The following is a 21,026-nucleotide window of genomic DNA, read 5'->3' as shown; positions in this document are numbered from 1 at the left end:
ATGACACCCGCACAGCGTTTACGAGCAAAAACACAGAAAGCGAAAAATTTAATGAAAGTGAATGTATCTGCTTCAAGCAAAACCATTCTACCCATGACGGAAATATCCTCGAGTTTTCCGTTAATGAAACAGGCATTAGATAGCATTCGCTCTTTGTTGTCTGGCAAAAATGAGCAAGAAAAAATTGCCATTAAAAAAGAAAAGATACCGGAATTTTTACCCTACTTAGAAAACTATCAAGCCAGTGGCCGTAACTATAAGAATCCGGTGTTGGTCTGGATAACGCTTTGGCTATTTGATATCGGCGATGTTGATCAAGCCATGACGTATGCCACCTTGGCGATAGAGCAGGATCAATTACCGCCTTCGAATTTTTCGTCACCACTGGTGGATATGTATGTACGAGGTTTAGTCACTTGGGCGGAGAAAAAATTCAAAGCCAACGACAGTGCCGAACCTTATTTAAGCCAAGTGGGCGAATTGATTGCCTCACAGCAATGGCCGGTGAATGAATTAATTTTGGCCTCGCGGGTGTATTCCAAATTGGCCATGTACGCCGAACGAGAAGAACGGTGGGACGATTGTATTCGTTGGTGCACATTGACTATGAACATCAACCCAGACGGCCATGGCCAAAAAACGCGGCTAGATAAAGCCAGAACGAAATTGGGTATCAAGCCCACGTAACGACTCCCTACCACCGCAGCGGCACGGTGAGCAATCGACAAAACTCATTTTTAGGTTGAATTGCGCAACCGTTGCCCGCTGTTTTTATTGAACGAATCAATCACTTTGGCGTTGTGCTGTTGGGAGAATGTTATGGCGGGCTGGACGGGCAAAAGCGACGAGTACTTGAATGTCGACATCCACAATGATGGTTTTTACCCTGATTTGATTCTGGGCGACTTTCAGAGAGATTACCGTATTCCTTCGGAGTTTTATCAAGACACCGTTACCGTGCATATTGAGTTGGCCATGGTGGAAGTGAACCAGGAATTATTGCAGGCCAAAATGGAATGGACACTGCGCGGTGCAAAGCAACTCAGTGAGGTGGTGGGTGTGGTGATGGACAGTGAAAATGTACTGGTCATGTATTACAAACGCGCCGTTTTTTGTCGAGCTAAAGCTCTGCTGTTGCCACAGTTTGCCACCATGACCCGCACACCCAATGCAGAGCACGCCGCCATTGAGAGTGAGCACAATGAAGCCCATTGGTTTAACGAAAGCCAACGATGGGTACGAAAGATATTGGATAAACCGGGCAGTTATTCGATGCATTTGTTGTGAGGTTTTTATTGTGAGGTATTTGTGATGAGGTGCTTATGGTCTTTGAAAAGCTCACCCAGTTAACCCGGTATTTATTAAGCCAACAATTGTGCGCACAAGAAAATTTAGACAGCTGGGCCGAGTCCGTAAAATTGGAATTACGCGCACGGCAACAGGGTAACGGTTTGGTGCTGTGTGAGGTGCATTACACCGCGCAATTCGAAGTTGATCGAGTGACCACCAACCCTGTTTATTGGTTTGCGCACATCGTGACCTGGTTGTATGAAAACGATCCGGATCGTGATGTGAATCAATTGGATGACCCTGAAATTGAGGTTGAACCTACAGAGAATCAAGCCGTATCGATTTCATTCGAAGTGGAATTTTACGAACCGGTGACCTTGGTGGAAGACGACAACGGTGAATTTGAATTAAGTGGAACCCGTTACCGCATTGATACCCCGGTGATGGATGTGGCAGACAGTGCTGCGATAGGCACCGACGACACACAAGCCACCGACGCCCCCTATACGCGGCCTAATTAATCAGGTGTAAACCATGAGTGAGGTGGTGAGTGTTAGCGGTGCGCTGGATTTAAAGCGGCAAATACAATTGTTGGAGTTGTCCCGAAAAAATCGCCGTCGTGTCATTAAAAAAATCACACGTTCGGTTCAGAAAAACAGTAAAGCCAGAATACGCACACAAAAAGATTTAGACGGTAGAAAGTTCGCCCCTCGCAAGCGGAAAGATCGCAAAGGGTCGAAACGCCGAAAGCGCAAAATGCTTCGAGGGTTGAGTAAACAATTAAAAAATTGGGCTACAGCAGAAAAAGGCACCGTTGGGTACCAGAGCCGCAAAACCGCAAAGATTGCACACCGTCATCAGCAGGGGCATGAACACCGTTATGACAGTGGCAAACAGCGGGAATTCGACAAAGCCTATTACGATGACCCGGCCACTAAAAAACAAGCAGTCGCCTTAAAAAAAGAAGGGTTTAAACGCCCTCGTAAAAACGGCAAAGGTTACGCCAATGCGTCGATTCGTTGGATTATGGAAAATTACACCATTGGTCGTGCGGGGCTTATTCTCAGTGAAATGCGGGGCACTTCCAAAGCGGCAAAAGAAAGAAAAGCGAGTGGAAAACAGAAGGTCATTGTCACCCCAGCTCGAAGTTTTTTAGGGGTAGATGAACCCGAAATTAATGAGCACATCAGAACGGTATTTGATGAAACACTTCAACAGCTTTGAATTCACTCATAAATTAACTTGTTTGAATAAACTTAACAGGACAAAACAATGACGGACGCAACGGTTACAGTCGTGAATGAAAACCAACAGCAAGGTGGCTTTAATGCCATTGAGCGCACCGCCTTGTTTTTGGGGACCTCACCGAATATCAGTGATAACGTGATTGCGGTTAACGCACAGACGGACATCAGTGCTGTATTCGGCAGCGGTGTATTAGCCACACAATTAAACGCAGCACAGGCCAATGGTGGCAGTAATTGGCAGGCGTATGCGGTGTCGCTCACCAGTGCGGATGCCTGGTCGGACACTTTGAGTCGAGTGATTGAAAACGTCGACCCAGAATTTATTGTGCTTTGCGACCCTATCAGTGGTATCGGTGATATTCAATTAATGGCCACGCAATTAGAAAGCCTTCGAACGCGCTTTGCCAAACGCTGTTTAGGATTGGTGACCTTACCCGCGATTGACAGCGATACTCAAACCTGGGCGCAGTACAACGCGGAAGTGATCGATTTACAAGAAGGCTTTGCCGGTGAGCGGGTATTTTTAGTGCCGCCCACCCACGGCAATAATACCGGTGTGTTGGCGGGGCGGTTATGTCGCCATGAAGTCTCGATTGCCGATAGCCCTCAACGGGTGCGTACCGGGCCGCTGTACGGTTTGGGGGCGCCCGTTTTAGACAGTGCACTCAACGAAATTACCGATGCAGAACTAACTCAATTGCGCGCCAATCGAATGAATTGCCTAAAGCGTTACCCAGGGTATGACGGTGTGTATTGGGGCAACTTAAATTCATTGGCACCAGAGGGCAGTGATTATCAAAATGGGGAGTGGTTGCGCATTGCTGATAAAGCCGCACGTCAGGTGCGCGTGCAAGCCATTGGCTTAATTGATAATCGCTCGATTAATTCCAGTACCGTGAGCCGTGAATACACCAAATCCATTTTACTGCGCCCGCTAAAAGTGATGTCTCGTTCCGCAGTCATTAACGGTATTCCGTTTCCGGGGGAAATCGAACCGCCCACGGCGGAAAGCATCACGCTCAATTGGAAAAGCAAAACCGCGTTGGATGTGTATTTAAGTTTAAAGCCATTAGATTCCCCCAAAACACTTCGAGTGGGTATTTTATTGGACTTGTCTAACCCGGTGTAATGCAACCAATTAAATTAACACATCGGTAAACAAAGAAAAGGGGTTTGCGATGAAACGAATGACGGGTAAAAATTTTGACGTGATGATGGGCGATTTTTTAATTCACGTCCAAGAAGCCTCCTTAGATATTGACGACCAATCCACGGTGGCGAAAACCAAAGGTATTCCGGACGGCCAGCTCGACGGTGAAGTGGGTGCCAGTGGCAGCATTACCGTGAACACTCAGAACTTTAAAAAGATTGTTGAGGTGGCCAAGAGTGCTGGGGCGTGGCGAGCCATCGAACCCTTCGATATGAATTTTACGGGCAACAGTGGTTCGGAAGAATTATCGGTATTGGCCCATGACTGCCAACTTCGCATTGCCTCTTTAATTGATATTGATAGTAGTGGTGGCGAGGCCCATACCCATACTCTCGATTACGATGTCACTGGCCCGGATTTTGTGCACATCGATGGCGTGCCGTATTTGCGCCCCGATGAAATTCGAGATTTAACCTAAGTATTTAAGCATTAAGGTCATTCAATGGAAAAGGTGAACACCATTACCCATTGGTCTGTTATTACGGTTGGCTTTTTTAATGGGCTATCCGTCAATCAATGGTTTGCGGTGCTGTCGTTGGTTATTGGTTTATTTACCCTTGGGGTGAATTGGTTTTATCGTCACAAAGAGTACACCTTAAAACTGCGTGATGAACAACGTAAATTGAAAACACAATTGGAGAATCAAAAATGAGTAAAGCAGTGAATCATTCTGATGGTCAGACAGTGGCTTTCGAATTGGGTGATGGTCAAGAGTTGAATTTTTCTGTTACGCGAGACGCGTATTCTAAATTCATTGATGAGGCCGGTGTACCAGAAGGCCGAGTTGTGGCCATGCATACCTTATTAATGCGCTGCGCTGATGAAAAAACCAAAGACATACTCCGGCCATTATTAAAACATGCCCCCAACATCAACTATTTGTGTGGCCAGTTAATGAAGCAATATACGCCGGACATTAGCGTCACGGTAAAGTAGTTAAACGCCTCGCGGACAGCATCGAAAAAAACGCGTATCGCCAATTGGAAATACTCGCCAAGTATTACCTACCGCATCAGCCTCTTGATGAAAATACCATGGCCGAGGCGTTATTTTTAGATAAGTACTTGCATGAGCGCGGGGCCAATAATGTGACTCAAGGTATTGCGCACGCATTTAAAAAGTAAGGGCAGCTTATGAAACACCTCGAAGAATTATTTTTTACCGTTGATTTAATCAATAAATCCACCGGAGGTGTGAATGAGATATTGCGCGATATTGATCGTATCGAAAAACACACCAAAGCCGGTATGCAAAATATCGCGGCGGGTGTGACCGGTTTATTCAGTGCCTGGTACGCGCTAGATGGCATGATGACACCGGGTAGGGATATGGCCAATGCGGTTCGTGAGGTCAGTGCGTTGAGTGTGAATGACAATGCCTTGGCGATGTTAGAAAAAGACGCGTTGGCTTTTTCAATTCAATTTGGGGAAAGCGCGGTGGATGTTGTGCGCAGTGCGTACGATATTCAAAGTGCGATTTCCGGTTTGCAAGATGCGGAGCTCACCGGATTGACGATAACCGGTGCCACCCTTGCTAAAGCCACGAAAGCCGACTCTGCCACCATCACCGATTACATGGGCACCATGTACGGTATCTTTAAAAACCAAGCCAATGAAATGGGTAAAATTCAATGGGCCGAAATGTTGGCAGGGAGAACGGCAGCGGCGGTTGAAATGTTCAAAACCACAGGCTCAGAAATGTCTGCCGCTTTTGGTGGTCTTGGTGCCAACGCTAAGGCGATGGGTGTTTCTTTATCCGAGCAGATGGCAATTCTCGGAACATTGCAATCAACGATGAGCGGGTCAGAGTCAAGTACGCATTTCGAAGCGCTACTTGCTGGTATTGGCCGTGCACAAAAAGAGTTGGGCTTAAGGCTTACCAATGATAACGATAGGATGCTGCATATTACGGATGTTTTAAGAGCCATCCAGCAAAGTCAATACAGTGATTTAGAGCAAGTCTCAAATATGAATAGCCTCAGTACTGCTTTTGGATCGGATTTAGCCAGTTCAACAATTAGTTTATTGATCGACAATATTGATGAACTTCAAGGGAGTATTGAAAGACTTGACTCAATTAACGGTATGGACAACGCTTTGGTAATGGCAAAAAAACAAATCGACCCTTGGTCTCGGTTTGAGGCGGGTGTGACCGCCGTTTCCATTGCGTTTTCTCGTGCATTAGAGCCCAGCTTAAATCCTTTGGCGAATTCCTTGGGCGATATTGCCAATACCACTCTAAGATGGACACAGCTTTTTCCTAACCTCACCCACGCAATCGGTAGCGGCACATTATCCATTTTGGGTTTGGTGGCAGCGGCGTCGGTGTTCTCCATTTTAATGGGGTTGGTGCGTTACACGATTGCCGGTGTGCATACCGTTATGCTGATTGGCAAAGGCATTCATATCGCCTATGCCTGGGGGTTGGGTCTGATTAAGTCCGCTTTTATTTGGATGCGTGGTGCGGCTTTAGGTGCGATGTTGCAAATGAATTTATGGCGAACCTCCATGATAGCCGGTAGCGCCGCTACCTGGTTGTTTAATGCTGCGTTGTGGGCAAACCCGATTACGTGGATTGTGGCGGGGGTTCTTGCCGCCGTGGCGGTGGTGGCGTTATTGATTCGTCACTGGGATACGCTAACGGTCGGGTTTAAAATTGGTCTTGCCAAAGTGCAGGACTGGTTTTCTAATTTTATAGCGTCGATACCTTGCTCCGATCTGTTTTTGGATTGGCTGCTGTTTCCGGTGACCTTTATAAAACTCTTACAAAAAATACCCGAATTTATTATGCAATTCATAAACTGGTTTCAAGGGTTGGATTTATTGTCGTCCCTTCGCAGCCAGTTTGATGGTTTTTTGCAATTGCTGGATCGCTTACCGTTTATTGATTTGGGCATAAATGCGACGGGCAATGCCGACGTGCAAACGGTATTGCATAAAGCCGAGAACGAAAGGATCGATGCGAATCAGGCGTTAGGGTTATCCCCCAGCGGGAAATACGACCAACCCAATACCAATACTCTGCAAAACATATCAACGGTGATGAATAACACCACTCAGCGGGGCGTGCACGTCGATAAATTGGAAGTGAATACTAATCAAAAGGTGGATGGTAATACGCTGTTAGATCAATTGTTAATGGCGGGTGGATAGATGCAACGCTATGACGATTTCCTCATCGAAAACGGCGACCTGGTACTGGATGCGATTGGCGAGCCAGTGTTGTGTCGTGATCGAGTCAGCATTGGCCAAGACATTAAACACCGAATTATTGAGAGTGGGTTGGCGTTGCAGTTTATTGATGAGCGTGATGCGAATACGGTGGCTCAAATCAAAAATAAAATCATTATGTTGGTGAATAACGATACACGTATTTGGCCCGGTACCGCCCGTTTGCTCAACGATGAACGAACCCCCGGTGTGTATTGGCTGACGGCGACCACGCGGGATTATGGCACGTTGGAGGTGGCGTTATGAGTGAGGAATTTAATTTCAAAGGGCTGATTGATGAGGCGGGTGTGCCCAATACCGAAGCGGCATTAAATCGCGAATTTAAAACACTGGCCGATGCCGCCGCATTAAACGTCAATAATAACGCCGACATTTCCCCCTTTTGGCGTTTTGTGCGTAGCCTCGCCGTGCAACCGGTGTTGTGGTTATTGGAATTTCTGGTCAATCATGTACTGCGTCAGTCTTTTGTTCGCACCGCCACCGGCCGCTTTTTGGATTTATTGGCCTGGGGTGTGGGGTTAACCCGCAAAGCCGCTGTGGCGGCAAAAGGGCAATTGGTTTTCACTCGAACCACTGCCGATTCAGAACTTGAAATCCCGGCAGGTTTTATTGTTGCTACCGACCCGATTAATGGTGCCGTCTATCGTGTGGCAACGGATACATTAACGCGCTTTGCAGTGGGTGAGTTTGAGCGATCGGTCAACGTTACTGCGACTGGTGAAGGGGAAGCCTTTAATTTGGCCGCCGGGTATTACCGTTTAATGCCAAACCCTATTGATAGGGTCAGTGTGACCAATGAAACAGATTGGCTTTTTGTGCCAGGGGCTGACGAAGAAAATGATCATGATTTACGCTTGCGCATTCGCAATCAATACACGGCGGTGAATCAATATCATACGGATGCGGTGTACATCGCGTTAATTTCTCGCTTTGCGGGCATCAGCACCGACAATGTGTTTTTAGAACACGATGCCCCTCGCGGCCCAGGCACCGCCAATGCTTATGTGATGTTAGATATCGGTAACCCCAGCAATGCGTTTATCGCCCGTATTCAAAGCCATATTACGGACGATGGCAATCATGGCCTGGGGGATGATTTACGTATTTATTCAATCCCTGAAAGTTTTCATGAGGTGGTGTGCGAGCTGTGGCTACCTCGTGAAATGACAGACCAAAGTAAGGCGCAATTATTAACGGGTGTCGAAAATATGATTCGGGCGGCGTTTCGTGAAAATACCGATTATGAACCCACCCTGGTCAGCCCATGGAGCCTTTTTAGTTTTTCCCGTCTTGGCAAAGAATTGCATGATCAGTTTTCAGTGATTGAGAATGTGGATTTTAATGTATCGAGAATCACCAGTGAATTAGATATTCCTCGCCTGGGTTCACTCATCGTGCGTGAGGTATCCGTATGAAAATTACCTTACCGGTTTGGGCCAATCGCGGTGAAATCAAAAAGCTCAAATTAGTATTTGAACAATGGTGGAGCAAGGTAGAAGGGTGGTTGGCGTTACCGCTGGCACAAATCAACCCGGATACGTGTGGATTGATTGCGTTGAATTTATTGGCGTGGCAGCGCGGCATTACACGCATGTTGGATGAACCAGAAAGTCTCTATCGACGGCGCGTTAAATTTGCTTTTGTGAATGCGAAAGACGCGGGCAGTGTGGCCGGGATTCAACGCATCTTTGAGCGCTTGGGCATCGGTTATGTGGAAGTGACAGAACGTGCACCTGGCAAAGATTGGGATGTGATTATTTTGCAATTGAGTGACGGCCAGCTTAGCCAGAATCAAAACCTATTACGGTTGTTGTTACGCACTTATGGTCGTACCTGTCGCCGCTATGAGTTTAATTTAATTCAACCCGTATCTTTGGGTGTGAGTGCAGAATCTATTCCTCACACGTTTTATTACACATTTGCGAGTTAATGATTTTTTATGGGTACATTAACCAATGTCGGTCGTGATCTATTTGCTCAACACCAGGGCGATGGTACCGAACTGAAGATTACACGCTTTGTACTGGCATACATCCCGGATTTAGACACGTCGCAACCAGAAAACAAAGACGAAGTGTTGCCCGCTGAGGCGTTTATTCAACGCTCTATCGACATTTCGTTTTCAGGATACGTCAATCCCGATCAAGTAGTTTATTCCTTGTATCTAGGCACCGATGAAGGTGACTTTGATTTTAATTGGGAAGGGTTGGTTACCGAAGCGGGTGAGGTGGTAGCGGTCAATTATTTCCCGGCGATTGAAAAATTCAAAACGTTTGCGGGGCAAGTCGGCAACAGCATGAGCCGTAACTTTGTGGTCTCTTATGTGGATGCGGCCAACATTACCAATATCACCGTACCGGCGGAAGCTTGGCAATGGCGTTTTGATATCGCCAGCGAAGAGGCGAAAGGGTTGGTGCAATTCGCCAATGAAAATGAAGTTAAAGAGCAAAGTAGTTTAACAAAAGCCCTTTCGCCAGGACGCGCTGCATTGGGTTTTATCAGTCGTGTTAAAGACTCGGTTGTTGAAGCTTCCACCAACTGGAAAACGAACGTAAAAACCGCTTGGGGTGATGAAAGCAATATTGCTCTTTGGTTTGATGGAGTAAAAGGACAAATTACGGGTTTAGTCAATTTTGCCACTCGACCACAAGTGAATGAGAAAGACGTGATGGTTGAGGGTGATAAGGCTGCGAATAGTACTTTATGGGATGGGGAAAAGTTTTCTGATTTTTTGAATCAAGATTTAAAAAATACGGCAACTCCTTCTTTTCAGCAGCTACATATAAATGAATATATAGTACTTCAGAATAATGGAAGTATTTTTGGTAAATACGGAAATATGATTGCCAGTGTTGATCCATGGTTACGTTTGAATCATGGAGATGGGCATGAATACGGGATTTACTGCGGAACAAAAGTATTACGTACAGATGGAACATTTCAAGTCGGTGGTGGTGGCTCTGTTCTGCATGTAGATGCAAATATTTTTTCTTATTGGGGGCATCAAATTTGGACAGCCGGAAACGATGGTGCTGGTAGTGGCATGGATGCAGATTTTTGGGATGGGCGTCAATTTGATCATTTTCTAAATCAAGGTGTAAGAACCATTGATAGGCCAACTTTTACTGGCGTGGTATTAAATGGCGATATCACGATGGGGCCTAATGCACTTCGTATACATGGGTATCGGGGTACGATGATGGCCTCTTATGATGAGTGGTTAAGGATTAATGAAGGCGATCATCATACAACTGGTATTTATTGTGGTACAACACGTCTTAGAACAGATGGACGTTTTGAAGTAGGCGATAATGGCTCTACGCTTCTGGTGCATGGGGGTACTTTTCAACATCAAGGTCGGGATGTTGTAACACGAGGCAGATTTTTAACAAATAATATCCATGAAAACAGCACAACATTGTACGCCTCCAGTCATATCGCGACGCTTGCCTATGGTCATGCACAAACAGCTTTAAATCGAGCTAATGCCCGCTCTTTATCTTGGGGGCAAGTACAAATTAGTGGATTTGTAAATAATTACGATGAGATTGCTAATTATACCGTTCCGAATGGATCTGTCATGGTTGGCCACTACAGTGCACATGATGGGCGTACTGAAGACCGTCGTTTTAGATTCCGCTATCGCACTTTAGGAATGAATTAATTATGTATATATTTATTAACCCTGATAATTCAGTCAATTATGCGAACAATCACCCTGTGAATTGGCATTTGTTTCACGAAGGCTTGCGATTAATTGAATTTCCTGAAAAAGAGTTGTTTGAAGTCGTAAAGGATATACCGCCTGAATATGCCCGGTGGGATGAAGAGTTGCAAGAAGTCTATCATGCCCCTGATTTTTTGCCCGAAAAGCTTGAATTAAACGAACGTCGACGTTTGGCAAGAGAGAGAATTGTCTCTAAGTACCCAGTGTTCAAACAAATGAATATTATGCGCAGCGGTGATGAGAAAGAAATCGAAAAAATGGGGAAATACATTGACGAGTATCGTGCCTGGTCGAATGATCACTCGCGAGGCATTGAAGAATTAGAAAAAATTGAAGCCTCATTCGATGCGACTCAATAACTACCAGGTACCTAACACTTCGCTTCGCATTCGCGCTCGACTCAATATTGAAAGTCAAGAACTGAGCGGTGACAGCAGTGCCAGTGATACGGCGCATAAAGGTATTAAGCCCAAAGTCTTCACAGCAAGTTTTATCGTTGATCAAAAAGAACCGGACGAGCTCACAGAATTTATTCGCATTGTTGAACAGGTATCGGAGAACGGTGAGCCAGTGGTGTATGAAATACAAGACGCGACCGCCAATGCCATGAATGTACGGCAAGTGATTTTTGATGGTGAGGTGAGCGTCAATGAAATTAGCAGCGAGCGTGCTTGGCAAGTTTCCTTTGGTTTGCGTGAAAAGTTCAGCGTGCCGGAAAAAGTCGAAGAACGGCAAGCGGTGAACCCTATCGAGAATGCAGAGAGCCCCACGACGGTACCCATTGCGTCCGTTGACGACAGTGAAGAGGTTGAGCTGACCAGCTTTGAAAAAGTCTTACAGCGCGTAGAAAACGCCATTACACCCACACCCGACAATGAAACTGCATAAAGCCCTTGAAATTAATGGTGAGCCTCACAAGCTCGTTAACGAATCGATACAGCTGGATTTGTTTTTGCCTGGTCGCGCTTCGTTTACTGTGGTGAGTCGCAAGCCGCTAAAGGGGTTAATTCGTTACCGGTGTGGGTATGACTTAGCGAATATTAAACCGTATTTCTTGGGCTACGTTGAAACCGCGACAACAGTAGATCAGCAACAACAACGGTTGTTTTGTCGTGAGCTATCAGCATCATTGTATTACCCGCTATCCATCATCGCCAATAATGTTGCACTACTGGATGTACTCGACCAACTGTCGAGTAAAACCGGTTTACGTTTTATCACACCCGACAACGCCCCTAGTTACCTACAAAACCGCACTGCAAAATTCTATGCACTCGCTAATGGTTATTATGCCCTCAGAACGCTTTCAAAGGTGTTTGGGTATCAGCAACCCCTATGGCAACAAGAAGCCGATGGCAGTGTTTACGTGGGTGCTTGGAGTGATTCACGGTGGGCGAGTACACCGGTTTCCATTCCCAATCGTTGGCAGCAAGTAGTCGGTGTCGCCGATGGTGCTCGTGTGCCAGCCATTCCCGCGCTACGCCCAGGTGTGCAAATTGATGGGCGTATCGTGACGCAATTGACCTTTGCTGATGTGCATATGCACTTATCCTGGTCAGAGAACCCCTGGAGCCTCGCATGATTGATCAACTGCTTAAGCGCAATATTAATAATCAATATCCAGAGCTGACCGGGCAACTGCATTTATCGTTGTGGGGCAGGGTGCATACACCACCAAAATCAAACAGCGAACCACAACCTTCCACACCGGAAACACCACGATACGCCATTGATGTTGAAGTGCTGGATGAAACCGGAGAATCTTACCAAGAGCCATTGATACTCAAAGACGTGCCCTTACCGGCAACCGGGTCTGGTGATCAACGTGGTGTATTTGCTTTCCCGCAAGCCGGTACAATTGTTGAACTTGGATTCGTTTACGGCTTGCCCAATCGCCCCTTTATTCGTTCGATATTTATCGAAGAAAAACTCATTCCAGCACTAAATACAACAGACGTATTAATTCAGCGAGATGACAATAATTTTTATCGTTTCGACCAGGAGGATAATTTAACCGAACACTGCAAAAAAATCGCCACGCGCATCGCCGATGTTCAACAGCGACTTGAAGTTAAAGAAGAGGGGACGGTTTGGGTTGGCAATGAATCGATTAATATTGTGAGAGTGCTGGACGATTTAATACAACTCACACAGCGTATTGCCACAACACTGGCCAGCCACACACATGGTTATACCGACGATGGTAAGCCTGCGACAACTAAAGCTCCAGACCAAGCTGGCGACTTTAGTGGGCAAGGTAGCAGTGCAGGTGGTTTGCATGATGAAATTATGGGTATGGTGGCTAAGCCAAATTCAGGTTAGCATTTTATTTACGTTGCTTTTTTCCAACCAATAAGACCACCGCCTAAAATAAAAACAAGCAAGGTGAATAAAAAAATTAAAAAATTTCTAGCCGATTCCGCTTCGCCTTCAAATAATCGAATCTCGAAATACAGAGCCGCTTGACCAATACCCCAAAAAAGTAAATTGCAGACTAAGCCAGCAATGAAGGCACCCAATAAAACATAAGATATTTTTTTCAATCGGCTACCCTCCAGAAAATAATCTTCTTAGACTTTTCAAAATCAGACCAGACACCGTCATACACAATTCCCATTTGTATTCTAATCCAACTTGTTAGATCCGTCAGTCTGGAGCCATTCCATAAATCGATATGATCACCTGTTGGCCGATTTTCACGGTCATTTGATCGTAGCCAATAGTCTTTAAAGAAAATAATACCTTTTTGTCCGGCAACCTTTGCTTTGAAATTCATTGCGTCAATTTCAACACCCTTACTGATACCAGGAATCTTATTCTTCATTAAACCAGCGGCGAGTTCTTCAGCAGAGAGTACATGACCATGAGAAGTATCGTGAAACCAGCAATGCCGCTTTTTACTGACCAGTTTGGTGGTATCTACGCCGGATTTGGCGAGAGCGGTACCGACTTTGATTGCGCATTGATTTTTGAATTTTGTCGTATCACAAGGATCGCTTGGGTAGTTGTCCCATAAGGTTGAAAACGTAACTTTTTGCACAAACGAATCTCCATATAACCATTAAGAATGTGAACAATTTTTATCATTATCAGCAGTGCCCAACTACTGATTAAGGCTCGTTTGTGTTGGTTAAAGGTGGTTTTAGGTAGGTTTGTGATGTAACGCACGATTTCACAAGCTTTGCAATTTCATTGTACAGTTGGACATTGGAGGAAAGGTGTAGGAGGGGTTCACATAGTTATAGTAAGTCGGCTAAACCGACTGTAGCCCTTGATATACCTGGACTTCAAGAATTGATTCACGCTGAATCGATAAGACCAGGGACGCTTGAGAGGGTGACATAGATGCCATCAAATTCACTCCTCCTCACCAACCTGCCGAAAACAGGCAGCAAAAATCACTGAAAAGTAGAGGGGTGTGAACGCCGCGCCATTGCTGGGGTGCGGCGAGGTGTTGAATTACAAATTATGAAGAGTTTTGCAAAGCCTTGAAGTGGGGTTGATTTAAGTTTTTCATGTCGTCTTTTCAGATTTTTCTTTAATGGTTTTTGAAAATTGATAAATTAGTTTGTGTACTCCAGCGTTAAAAAATCTACGCCAAATGTAAGAGCGGAATACGCTCATGATAGTAAATAAAATGGTCACTAATAAAGCTGAGCTATTTAGCCACTCATTGGGCATGACTATTAATCGGTAAACAAAGTATGAAATCAAGAAGCCTGAAAGGTAGTTCATGCTAATCTCTAGAATGGATTCCCATTTTGTTTGTTTCATTTTTTCTCTCCTTGATATCAAAAACCAGTTAACCACTTAACCCAATTTGAAAATGCTTCCGACCCCATATTTTCTTTTGCACCCAAAATAGTAAATAACAGAAAAATTAAGAAGACCCAGGCCAACCAACAAAATGAGCATGTTTCTTTTTTGCTTTCTTCTTTCATTGCTGTTTCCTCACAAGTAAAAATCCAGCACGTTGAATGTCATCGATGAAGTTTTGCAGTGATGACATCGGAAATTAAACGTTCAGGGGATTACCTGAAAGGAAGCGGCAAGAGTGCTCTCAGAAAAAAGAGGCAGAGAAATTTCGAAAGCGAAATTAAACCAAATGTTAAATCGATTAACGAATGATCAGGGGTTTGTTTTTGAGATTTTCGAGGTGTTGAATGTGCAATTAATTGCAGTGCCGATAGCTCAAAAATAGAGATGGCTTTTTTTAGGTGGACACAATATGGACACTTTAGCGCACAACAGCGAGTTTTAATAAAACTAAAGGATTCTATTGCGTGTTGTAAGTTATTGATTTTTAAGGGAAAGTATATGGTACCAGAGGCCGGACTCGAACCGGCACGCTCGTGAAAGCAAGGGATTTTGAATCCCTCATGTCTACCAATTTCATCACTCTGGCACTGAAGGTGAGAAGCAGTACTAGATCAGGTTTCTGACTTGCTCCTCGAAAGTGGGCGCTATTATATCTATGCTTTCTGGTGCGTCAACAAAAAAATCAATAAGCTTCAGTAGCTTGCCAGGGCTCCCTAGTAATAATTGATCAATTCTTAAGGTTAAAGCTTGATCCATATGAACCTTTATTAATCAAAAGAAAGATTCATAAGAGAAAAATTTCATCAGGCAAATTGCCTGAGACCCCAAATATATCTTTTTGAATTTAAAATTAGGTCAAACAATGATCATTTGGGTTGGATCTGGATCATTTTGATTGTTTATTACTAGGGAGCCCTGAGTAGCTTGCGGGTGTTCCATTGTTAAATGGGGAGTGTGGGGGCTGCAGACGTCATAGCCACTTCCTGTAAATTTCGCTACTCTTTGCGCCCTTTTTATTTTCATTGAGTTATCCATCATGCGTCGACAAGATTTTCATTACGATTTACCAGATGAATTGATCGCCAGGGAGCCTTCTGCAACGCGTTCGGCGAGTCGGTTGTTGCAACTGGACGGCCAAAGCGGAAACCTAAAGCATGGGCAATTTTCAGATATTTTGAATGCGGTGAATTCTGGAGACTTAATGGTATTTAACGATACCCGTGTTATTCCTGCGCGGGTATTCGGTCAAAAGCCTACTGGCGGTCGATTGGAGCTGCTGGTTGAGCGAGTTGTTGATGAGGTGACGGCATTGGTGCATTTACGCTCAAGCCGGTCGCCGAAGCCGGGCTCGGAGATTATTTTGGAAGATGGGACAACCGTAATGGTTGAAGGGCGTAAAGAGGCACTATTTCGGTTGCGCTTCCCAGATGATAAGCCTGTGCTTGAAGTGTTGGAGGCGATTGGGCATATGCCATTGCCCCCTTATATTGATCGGCCCGATGCCAAAGCTGATCGTGAGCGCTACCAAACCGTGTACAGTCGTGAGGACAAGAAGGGGGCTGTCGCTGCGCCGACGGCTGGCCTTCATTTCGATGAGCCGTTGTTGGAGGCGCTGAAAAATAAAGGGGTAAATTTCGCTTTCGTTACCTTGCATGTGGGCGCAGGAACCTTTCAGCCGGTCAAGGTAGATGATATCTATCAGCACCAAATGCATTCGGAGGTTATGGAAGTCTCGGCGGAGGTGTGTGAGAAGGTTAAACAAACAAAGGCAGAAGGCCATCGAGTGATTGCCGTGGGCACAACCAGTGTTCGCTGTTTGGAGACGGCTGCACAAAGTGGCGACATATGTCCTTATCAAGGTGAAACGGAAATCTTTATTTACCCCAGTTATGAATACAAAGTCGTCGATGGATTGGTGACGAATTTTCATTTGCCAGAATCAACACTGATCATGTTGGTGTCTGCTTTTGCGGGCTATCGTTATACGCTTGAAGCTTATCGAGAAGCCGTTGCCCAGCGTTATCGCTTTTTTAGCTATGGTGACGCCATGTTTATTGAGAAAAACCCCAATGCCGCCAGTGAAAAAATTGGCTGAGTATTGAAAACGTTTATTAGGATTTATTTGTGGAAGAGCAATCAACAAAGACGGTGGCAGCCAGTGACACCGATGAAACTCAAGAACGTCAGTGTTTCATGACGTTTGAAGTCGACAACAATGACGGAAGAGCGCGTCGTGGACGTTTGCGTTTTCCTCGTGGTGTGGTCGAAACGCCAGCATTTATGCCGGTGGGCACCTACGGTACGGTAAAAGGTATGTTGCCAAGGGATATCGAAGAAATCGGTGCACATATTATTTTGGGCAACACCTTTCATTTGATGTTGCGGCCAGGCACTGAGGTGATCAAAGCTCACGGTGATCTCCACGATTTCGCACAATGGCAAAAGCCGATTTTGACCGATTCCGGCGGCTTTCAGGTGTTCAGTTTGGGAAAAATGAGGACGATCACTGAAGCAGGCGTGTCGTTTAAGAGCCCTATTGATGGTAGTCCGGTGTTTGTCGACCCAGAAACCTCTATTGGTGTTCAGCGTGACTTGGGTTCCGATATTGTGATGATCTTTGACGAGTGCACGCCTTACCCTGCTACGGAAAAAGAAGCGCGTGAATCTATGGAGTTGTCGTTGCGTTGGGCGAAGCGTTCCAAAGCGGCTCATGGGAAAAGTCCGTCGGCGTTGTTTGGTATTGTGCAGGGAGGCATGTACGAAAACCTTCGCGAGGAGTCCATGGCCGGCCTTGAAGAGATTGGTTTTGATGGTTATGCCATCGGTGGGTTGTCGGTTGGTGAGCCAAAAGATGAAATGTTGGCCGTTTTGGATTATATGCCAGAGAAAATGCCTTCCGACAAGCCTCGATATTTGATGGGCGTGGGTAAGCCAGAGGATATTGTTGAATCGGTTCGCCGTGGTGTTGATATGTTTGATTGCGTCATGCCCACCCGAAACGCGCGCAATGGCCATTTATTTACTTCTGAAGGCGTGGTCAAAATCCGCAATGCCAAGCATCGCCATGATACGGGGCCGTTAGATCCTAATTGCGATTGTTACACCTGTAAAAATTTTAGCCGAGCGTACTTGCATCATTTGGATAAATGCGGAGAAATTTTAGGCGCTCAGTTGAATACGATTCATAATTTGCGTTACTACCAAACGCTCATGCAAGGTTTGAGGGAAGCAATAGCTGCAGAACGCTTAGAGGAATTTGTCGAAGAGTTTTATGCTTCGCAAGGCAAAGAGGTTCCGCCTTTGCCGGAAGAATCAGCATAAATAACCTTTGACGTGATCAACGGGATATTGGCCGCCGACAATATACTCGTTGATGGCGACCTTCTTTCACACGTCATATCTCAACGCTAGGCTTTGAATACTCAATAATGTGTACCCTAAGACGTTATTGGGGTTGAAGTGTAGGATTTTGGCCTCACCCTTCTGATAGCCCAGCGAAATATCGTTATACTGCGGCGGTTTTTATGCCCGAGGGCGTTTATCGTTGCCAGTATCGGGATCCGTCTGATTCATATGAGTTGTCGAACGCCGTTTGCGCGTTTGTTTGGATATTAAGAATGCTAAACCGTTACCCTCTTTGGAAGTATTTGTTGGTTGCGTTTATTGTGGTCTTGGGGGCCATATACGCAGCACCAAACCTCTACGCCCCAGACCCGGCAATTCAGATTTCCGGCCAATCCAGCGCAATGGTGATTGATGATCGCGTTATTAAGCGTGTCTCGTCATTATTGGATAAAGGCGGCATTAAGCACTTTGGTGAGCAAGCTACCGGGGCCAATGCGCTGATTCGCTTTCATTCATTGGAAGACCAGTTAGCCGCTAAAGCATTGTTGCAGCGCGATAAATCCATGCAGGAATCTTATGTGATTGCCCTTAATCAGGCGGCGACGACGCCTGAGTGGCTGAGAAGCATGGGGGCATCACCGATGAAGCTGGGTTTGGACCTCTCCGGTGGTGTGCACTTTTTATTGGAGGTGGATACGGCCTCGGCGGTGGCGAAACGACAAGACACCAATGCGGATGAGCTCAAAGCAAAGTGGCGAGAAGGGCGTGTGCGTTATCGCGGTGTTTCTCTCAATAAAGAGCAGGTGATTTCTGCTCGATTTGACGATGAAGAAGAGCGCGATAAGGCATCTTCTATTGCGGGTAAAGAATTTCCTAATTTGACTCGCTTAAAAGAAGAGCGTGACGGTAAGTTCTATTTGCTTCTTTCATTAAATGAGTTGGCGATTCGAGAAATTGAAGACTATGCCGTTTCTCAAAACTTAACGACATTGCGTAATCGGGTGAATGAGCTGGGCGTGAGCGAGCCTATTGTTCAGCGTCAAGGGCGTAATCGCATCGTCGTGGAACTACCTGGTGTCCAGGATACTGCCGAGGCAAAACGGGTTATTGGTAAAACGGCGAACTTAGAGTTTCGTTTGGAAGCGGAATCTAATGCGTTGGTGTCCTCCAAAGAGTATTTTGAATATCGCTCTGAAGAAGATCGTCAGCGATTTGGTGGTGCTTATCTCGAGAAAAAGCTCATCATCGGAGGTGTGAACGTATCCGGTGCTAAGTCCAGCTTCGACCCAGAAACCAGCCAGCCTCAAGTTAATATCAACTTGGATAGCGTGGGTGGTACCAAAATGCACCGGGTAACCCGTAATGCGGTCAGCCGCAAAATGGGTGTGCTATTCATCGAGCAGAAAACGAGAATGGAATACTCCCTGAATGAGGATGGCGAAGAGGTGGCGACGCCCGTGCAAACGGAAGAGCGTCGAATTATCAGCTTGGCCACAATTACTACGGCGTTAGGTGTACAGTTCCGTATTACCGGTTTGGAAAGCCCTGCTGAGGCATCTGAATTGGCGTTGCTGTTGCGTGCAGGTGCTCTGGCGGCGCCGATGTATTTCGTTCAAGAAAGCACCATTGGGCCGTCGCTTGGTGAAGAAAACATTGAGCTAGGTAAGACCTCGGTGATGTGGGGGCTGGGTTTCGTCTTAGTCTTTATGTTGGTGTATTACCGCGTTTTTGGTTTTGCGGCCAATTTAGCCTTGGCGGCGAATATGGTGTTGTTGGTTGCTGTGATGTCAATTTTGGGGGCTACGTTAACGTTGCCTGGGATTGCCGGGATTGTCTTAACCGTGGGTATGGCCGTGGATGCCAATGTGCTGATTTTCTCTCGTATTCGTGAAGAGTTGAAAAACGGTATGCCGCCTCAGTCGGCCATTAACTCTGGGTTTGATCGTGCATTTACTACGATTTTAGATGCCAATATCACCACATTAATTGTCGCGATTATTTTGTATGCCATTGGATCAGGCCCAGTGAAAGGCTTTGCTGTGACATTGTCCATCGGTATTTTGACCAGTATGTTCACCGCCATTATGGGTACACGCTCAGTGGTGAATTTAATTTACGGCGGTCGCCGCGTTGAAAAACTTATGATTTAACGTGTTTTAAATCCGTTTTTGTAAGGCAGAGAATTATGTCGGAAACATCAGAAAAACAAATTACTCATGTCAAAGTCATTGACTTTATGGCATATCGAAAAGTGGCGACCATGTTGTCGGCATTGCTGTTGATCGTCTCTATTGCTTCTTTGTCAATAAATGGCTTGAAGTTTGGTTTGGATTTTACCGGTGGCACACAGTTGGAGTTGGCATTTGAGTCTCCGGCTAATTTAAATCAGTTACGTGAGCAGTTAGCATCAGCTGGGTTCGAAGATGCAGTTGTGGTGTATTTTGGAGAAGAGACCGATGTGATGGTACGTCTCCAGCAAGAAGCAACTGCAGATTTGGGTGATAAGGTCATGGAGGCTCTGCGTGCGGATGGGGCGAAGATTACCCTTAAACAGCTAGAGTTTGTTGGTCCGCAGGTGGGTGAAGAGTTGCGAGACGATGGTGGCTTAGGGATGCTATTTGCCTTGGCTGTGGTGATGGCTTATGTGGCGTTCCGGTTTCAGTTCAAGTTTTCAGTCGGTGCGGTGGTTGCGTTGGCTCATGATGTGATTATTGTGTTGGGATTTTTCTCACTGCTGCAATTGGATTTTGATTTAACCGTTCTTGCAGCGGTCCTTGCTGTGATTGGTTACTCCTTGAACGATACTATTGTGGTGTCAGATCGTATTCGAGAAAATTTTCGTCGGGTCCGTGAATCGTCTTCTGCAGAGGTGATTAATATTTCACTCAGTGAAACCCTGGGTCGTACCTTCGTGACATCATTAACAACGCTGCTGGTATTAATTGCTTTATTTTTAGTCGGTGGAGAAATTATTCATGGGTTTTCCATTGCTCTAATTGTGGGTGTGGTTGTGGGAACCTACTCCTCGGTTTACGTGGCTGCCAATGTATTGATGATGATGAACATTAATCGACAAGATTTAATGGAGCCGATAAAAGAAGGCGAAGAATTCGATGAACTGCCTTAATCTCTTTGTTCTTATCTCATGATTCTTAAAA

At 45.6% G+C, this 21,026-nt stretch carries 26 protein-coding genes and 1 tRNA gene; 22 read left to right on the top strand and 5 right to left on the bottom strand.

Annotated elements, in window-relative coordinates; genetic code table 11:
- The 18 genes from gpM (at nt 1) to LU351_RS05450 (ending at nt 13,026) form a co-directional block, all read left to right on the top strand.
- Nucleotides 1-687 (top strand): phage terminase small subunit, encoded by a 687-nt coding sequence (gene gpM, locus LU351_RS05530; protein ID WP_232593061.1) that lies wholly within the window; start codon nt 1-3, stop codon nt 685-687.
- A 132-nt stretch (nt 688-819) separates the two neighbouring features.
- On the top strand, nt 820-1,287 hold the full coding sequence (locus tag LU351_RS05525; protein WP_232593060.1) for a head completion/stabilization protein: 468 nt from the start codon (nt 820-822) through the stop codon (nt 1,285-1,287).
- Between the two features lie 35 nt (nt 1,288-1,322).
- Nucleotides 1,323-1,811, top strand: a complete 489-nt coding sequence (locus LU351_RS05520; RefSeq protein WP_232593059.1) for a phage tail protein — start codon at nt 1,323-1,325, stop codon at nt 1,809-1,811.
- A gap of 13 nt (nt 1,812-1,824) precedes the next feature.
- On the top strand, nt 1,825-2,514 hold the full coding sequence (locus tag LU351_RS05515; protein ID WP_232593058.1) for a phage virion morphogenesis family protein: 690 nt from the start codon (nt 1,825-1,827) through the stop codon (nt 2,512-2,514).
- Nucleotides 2,515-2,562: 48 nt separating this feature from the next.
- Entirely contained in the window at nt 2,563-3,666 is a 1,104-nt protein-coding gene (locus tag LU351_RS05510; RefSeq protein ID WP_232593057.1) for a DUF2586 domain-containing protein, read from the top strand.
- 49 nt (nt 3,667-3,715) lie between these two features.
- Nucleotides 3,716-4,165, top strand: coding sequence for a phage protein (locus tag LU351_RS05505; RefSeq protein ID WP_232593056.1), 450 nt, complete (start codon nt 3,716-3,718; stop codon nt 4,163-4,165).
- 24 nt (nt 4,166-4,189) lie between these two features.
- Nucleotides 4,190-4,399, top strand: a complete 210-nt coding sequence (locus LU351_RS05500) for an HP1 family phage holin (protein ID WP_232593055.1) — start codon at nt 4,190-4,192, stop codon at nt 4,397-4,399.
- Nucleotides 4,396-4,683 (top strand): putative phage tail assembly chaperone, encoded by a 288-nt coding sequence (locus tag LU351_RS05495; RefSeq protein ID WP_232593054.1) that lies wholly within the window; start codon nt 4,396-4,398, stop codon nt 4,681-4,683. The genes LU351_RS05500 and LU351_RS05495 overlap by 4 nt, the downstream gene beginning before the upstream one ends.
- Nucleotides 4,684-4,727: 44 nt before the next feature.
- Complete coding sequence (locus LU351_RS21015; RefSeq protein ID WP_416053930.1) at nt 4,728-4,871, top strand: DUF6890 family protein; 144 nt, start codon at nt 4,728-4,730, stop codon at nt 4,869-4,871.
- Between the two features lie 9 nt (nt 4,872-4,880).
- Nucleotides 4,881-6,899, top strand: coding sequence for a phage tail tape measure protein (locus LU351_RS05490; RefSeq protein WP_232593053.1), 2,019 nt, complete (start codon nt 4,881-4,883; stop codon nt 6,897-6,899).
- Nucleotides 6,900-7,223 carry a DUF2590 family protein gene (locus LU351_RS05485; protein ID WP_232593052.1) on the top strand — a complete coding sequence of 108 codons (324 nt, stop codon included), beginning with the start codon at nt 6,900-6,902 and terminating at the stop codon, nt 7,221-7,223. It begins immediately after the preceding gene.
- Complete coding sequence (locus tag LU351_RS05480) at nt 7,220-8,392, top strand: baseplate J/gp47 family protein (protein ID WP_232593051.1); 1,173 nt, start codon at nt 7,220-7,222, stop codon at nt 8,390-8,392. The genes LU351_RS05485 and LU351_RS05480 overlap by 4 nt, the downstream gene beginning before the upstream one ends.
- Nucleotides 8,389-8,907 (top strand): phage tail protein, encoded by a 519-nt coding sequence (locus tag LU351_RS05475; RefSeq protein ID WP_232593050.1) that lies wholly within the window; start codon nt 8,389-8,391, stop codon nt 8,905-8,907. Before LU351_RS05480 ends, LU351_RS05475 begins: the two co-directional genes overlap by 4 nt.
- Before the next feature lie 9 nt (nt 8,908-8,916).
- Nucleotides 8,917-10,641, top strand: coding sequence for a phage tail-collar fiber domain-containing protein (locus LU351_RS05470; RefSeq protein WP_232593049.1), 1,725 nt, complete (start codon nt 8,917-8,919; stop codon nt 10,639-10,641).
- Between the two features lie 2 nt (nt 10,642-10,643).
- Entirely contained in the window at nt 10,644-11,063 is a 420-nt protein-coding gene (locus tag LU351_RS05465) for a hypothetical protein (protein WP_232593048.1), read from the top strand.
- Entirely contained in the window at nt 11,035-11,592 is a 558-nt protein-coding gene (locus LU351_RS05460; RefSeq protein ID WP_232593047.1) for a baseplate complex protein, read from the top strand. Before LU351_RS05465 ends, LU351_RS05460 begins: the two co-directional genes overlap by 29 nt.
- On the top strand, nt 11,579-12,286 hold the full coding sequence (locus tag LU351_RS05455) for a hypothetical protein (RefSeq protein WP_232593046.1): 708 nt from the start codon (nt 11,579-11,581) through the stop codon (nt 12,284-12,286). The genes LU351_RS05460 and LU351_RS05455 overlap by 14 nt, the downstream gene beginning before the upstream one ends.
- The gene (locus LU351_RS05450; RefSeq protein ID WP_232593045.1) at nt 12,283-13,026 is read left to right on the top strand and encodes a hypothetical protein; all 744 of its coding nucleotides are present in this window, start codon (nt 12,283-12,285) and stop codon (nt 13,024-13,026) included. Before LU351_RS05455 ends, LU351_RS05450 begins: the two co-directional genes overlap by 4 nt.
- Nucleotides 13,027-13,034: 8 nt before the next feature.
- Here LU351_RS05450 and LU351_RS05445 read toward each other — a convergent pair whose 3' ends face one another.
- The 5 genes from LU351_RS05445 to LU351_RS05425 form a co-directional block, all read right to left on the bottom strand.
- A complete protein-coding gene (locus tag LU351_RS05445; protein ID WP_232593044.1) occupies nt 13,035-13,247 on the bottom strand; it encodes a hypothetical protein in 213 nt (70 codons plus the stop codon).
- Nucleotides 13,244-13,744 (bottom strand): T6SS effector amidase Tae4 family protein, encoded by a 501-nt coding sequence (locus LU351_RS05440; protein ID WP_232593043.1) that lies wholly within the window; start codon nt 13,742-13,744, stop codon nt 13,244-13,246. Before LU351_RS05440 ends, LU351_RS05445 begins: the two co-directional genes overlap by 4 nt.
- 473 nt (nt 13,745-14,217) lie before the next feature.
- Entirely contained in the window at nt 14,218-14,478 is a 261-nt protein-coding gene (locus LU351_RS05435; RefSeq protein WP_232593042.1) for a DUF7220 family protein, read from the bottom strand.
- 17 nt (nt 14,479-14,495) lie between these two features.
- Nucleotides 14,496-14,645 carry a hypothetical protein gene (locus tag LU351_RS05430; RefSeq protein WP_232593041.1) on the bottom strand — a complete coding sequence of 50 codons (150 nt, stop codon included), beginning with the start codon at nt 14,643-14,645 and terminating at the stop codon, nt 14,496-14,498.
- A 377-nt stretch (nt 14,646-15,022) separates the two neighbouring features.
- A tRNA-Leu gene (locus LU351_RS05425) sits at nt 15,023-15,109 on the bottom strand.
- A 450-nt stretch (nt 15,110-15,559) separates the two neighbouring features.
- Between LU351_RS05425 and queA the strand changes: the two genes are divergently transcribed.
- The 4 genes from queA (at nt 15,560) to secF (ending at nt 20,995) form a co-directional block, all read left to right on the top strand.
- A complete protein-coding gene (gene queA / locus LU351_RS05420) occupies nt 15,560-16,618 on the top strand; it encodes a tRNA preQ1(34) S-adenosylmethionine ribosyltransferase-isomerase QueA (RefSeq protein WP_232593040.1) in 1,059 nt (352 codons plus the stop codon).
- Nucleotides 16,619-16,716: 98 nt separating this feature from the next.
- Complete coding sequence (gene tgt, locus LU351_RS05415) at nt 16,717-17,844, top strand: tRNA guanosine(34) transglycosylase Tgt (RefSeq protein WP_232593084.1); 1,128 nt, start codon at nt 16,717-16,719, stop codon at nt 17,842-17,844.
- A 296-nt stretch (nt 17,845-18,140) separates the two neighbouring features.
- Entirely contained in the window at nt 18,141-20,018 is a 1,878-nt protein-coding gene (gene secD / locus LU351_RS05410; protein ID WP_232593083.1) for a protein translocase subunit SecD, read from the top strand.
- A gap of 35 nt (nt 20,019-20,053) precedes the next feature.
- Entirely contained in the window at nt 20,054-20,995 is a 942-nt protein-coding gene (gene secF / locus LU351_RS05405) for a protein translocase subunit SecF (RefSeq protein ID WP_232593039.1), read from the top strand.
- The last annotated feature ends 31 nt before the right edge of the window (nt 20,996-21,026 follow it).

Source organism: Marinibactrum halimedae (genome assembly GCF_021234875.1).
In the GTDB taxonomy this organism is placed as follows: Bacteria; Pseudomonadota; Gammaproteobacteria; order Pseudomonadales; family Cellvibrionaceae; genus Marinibactrum; species Marinibactrum halimedae.
The sequence above is the reverse complement of the archived record's forward strand: the minus strand, read 5'-3'. Positions and strand labels throughout refer to the sequence as shown.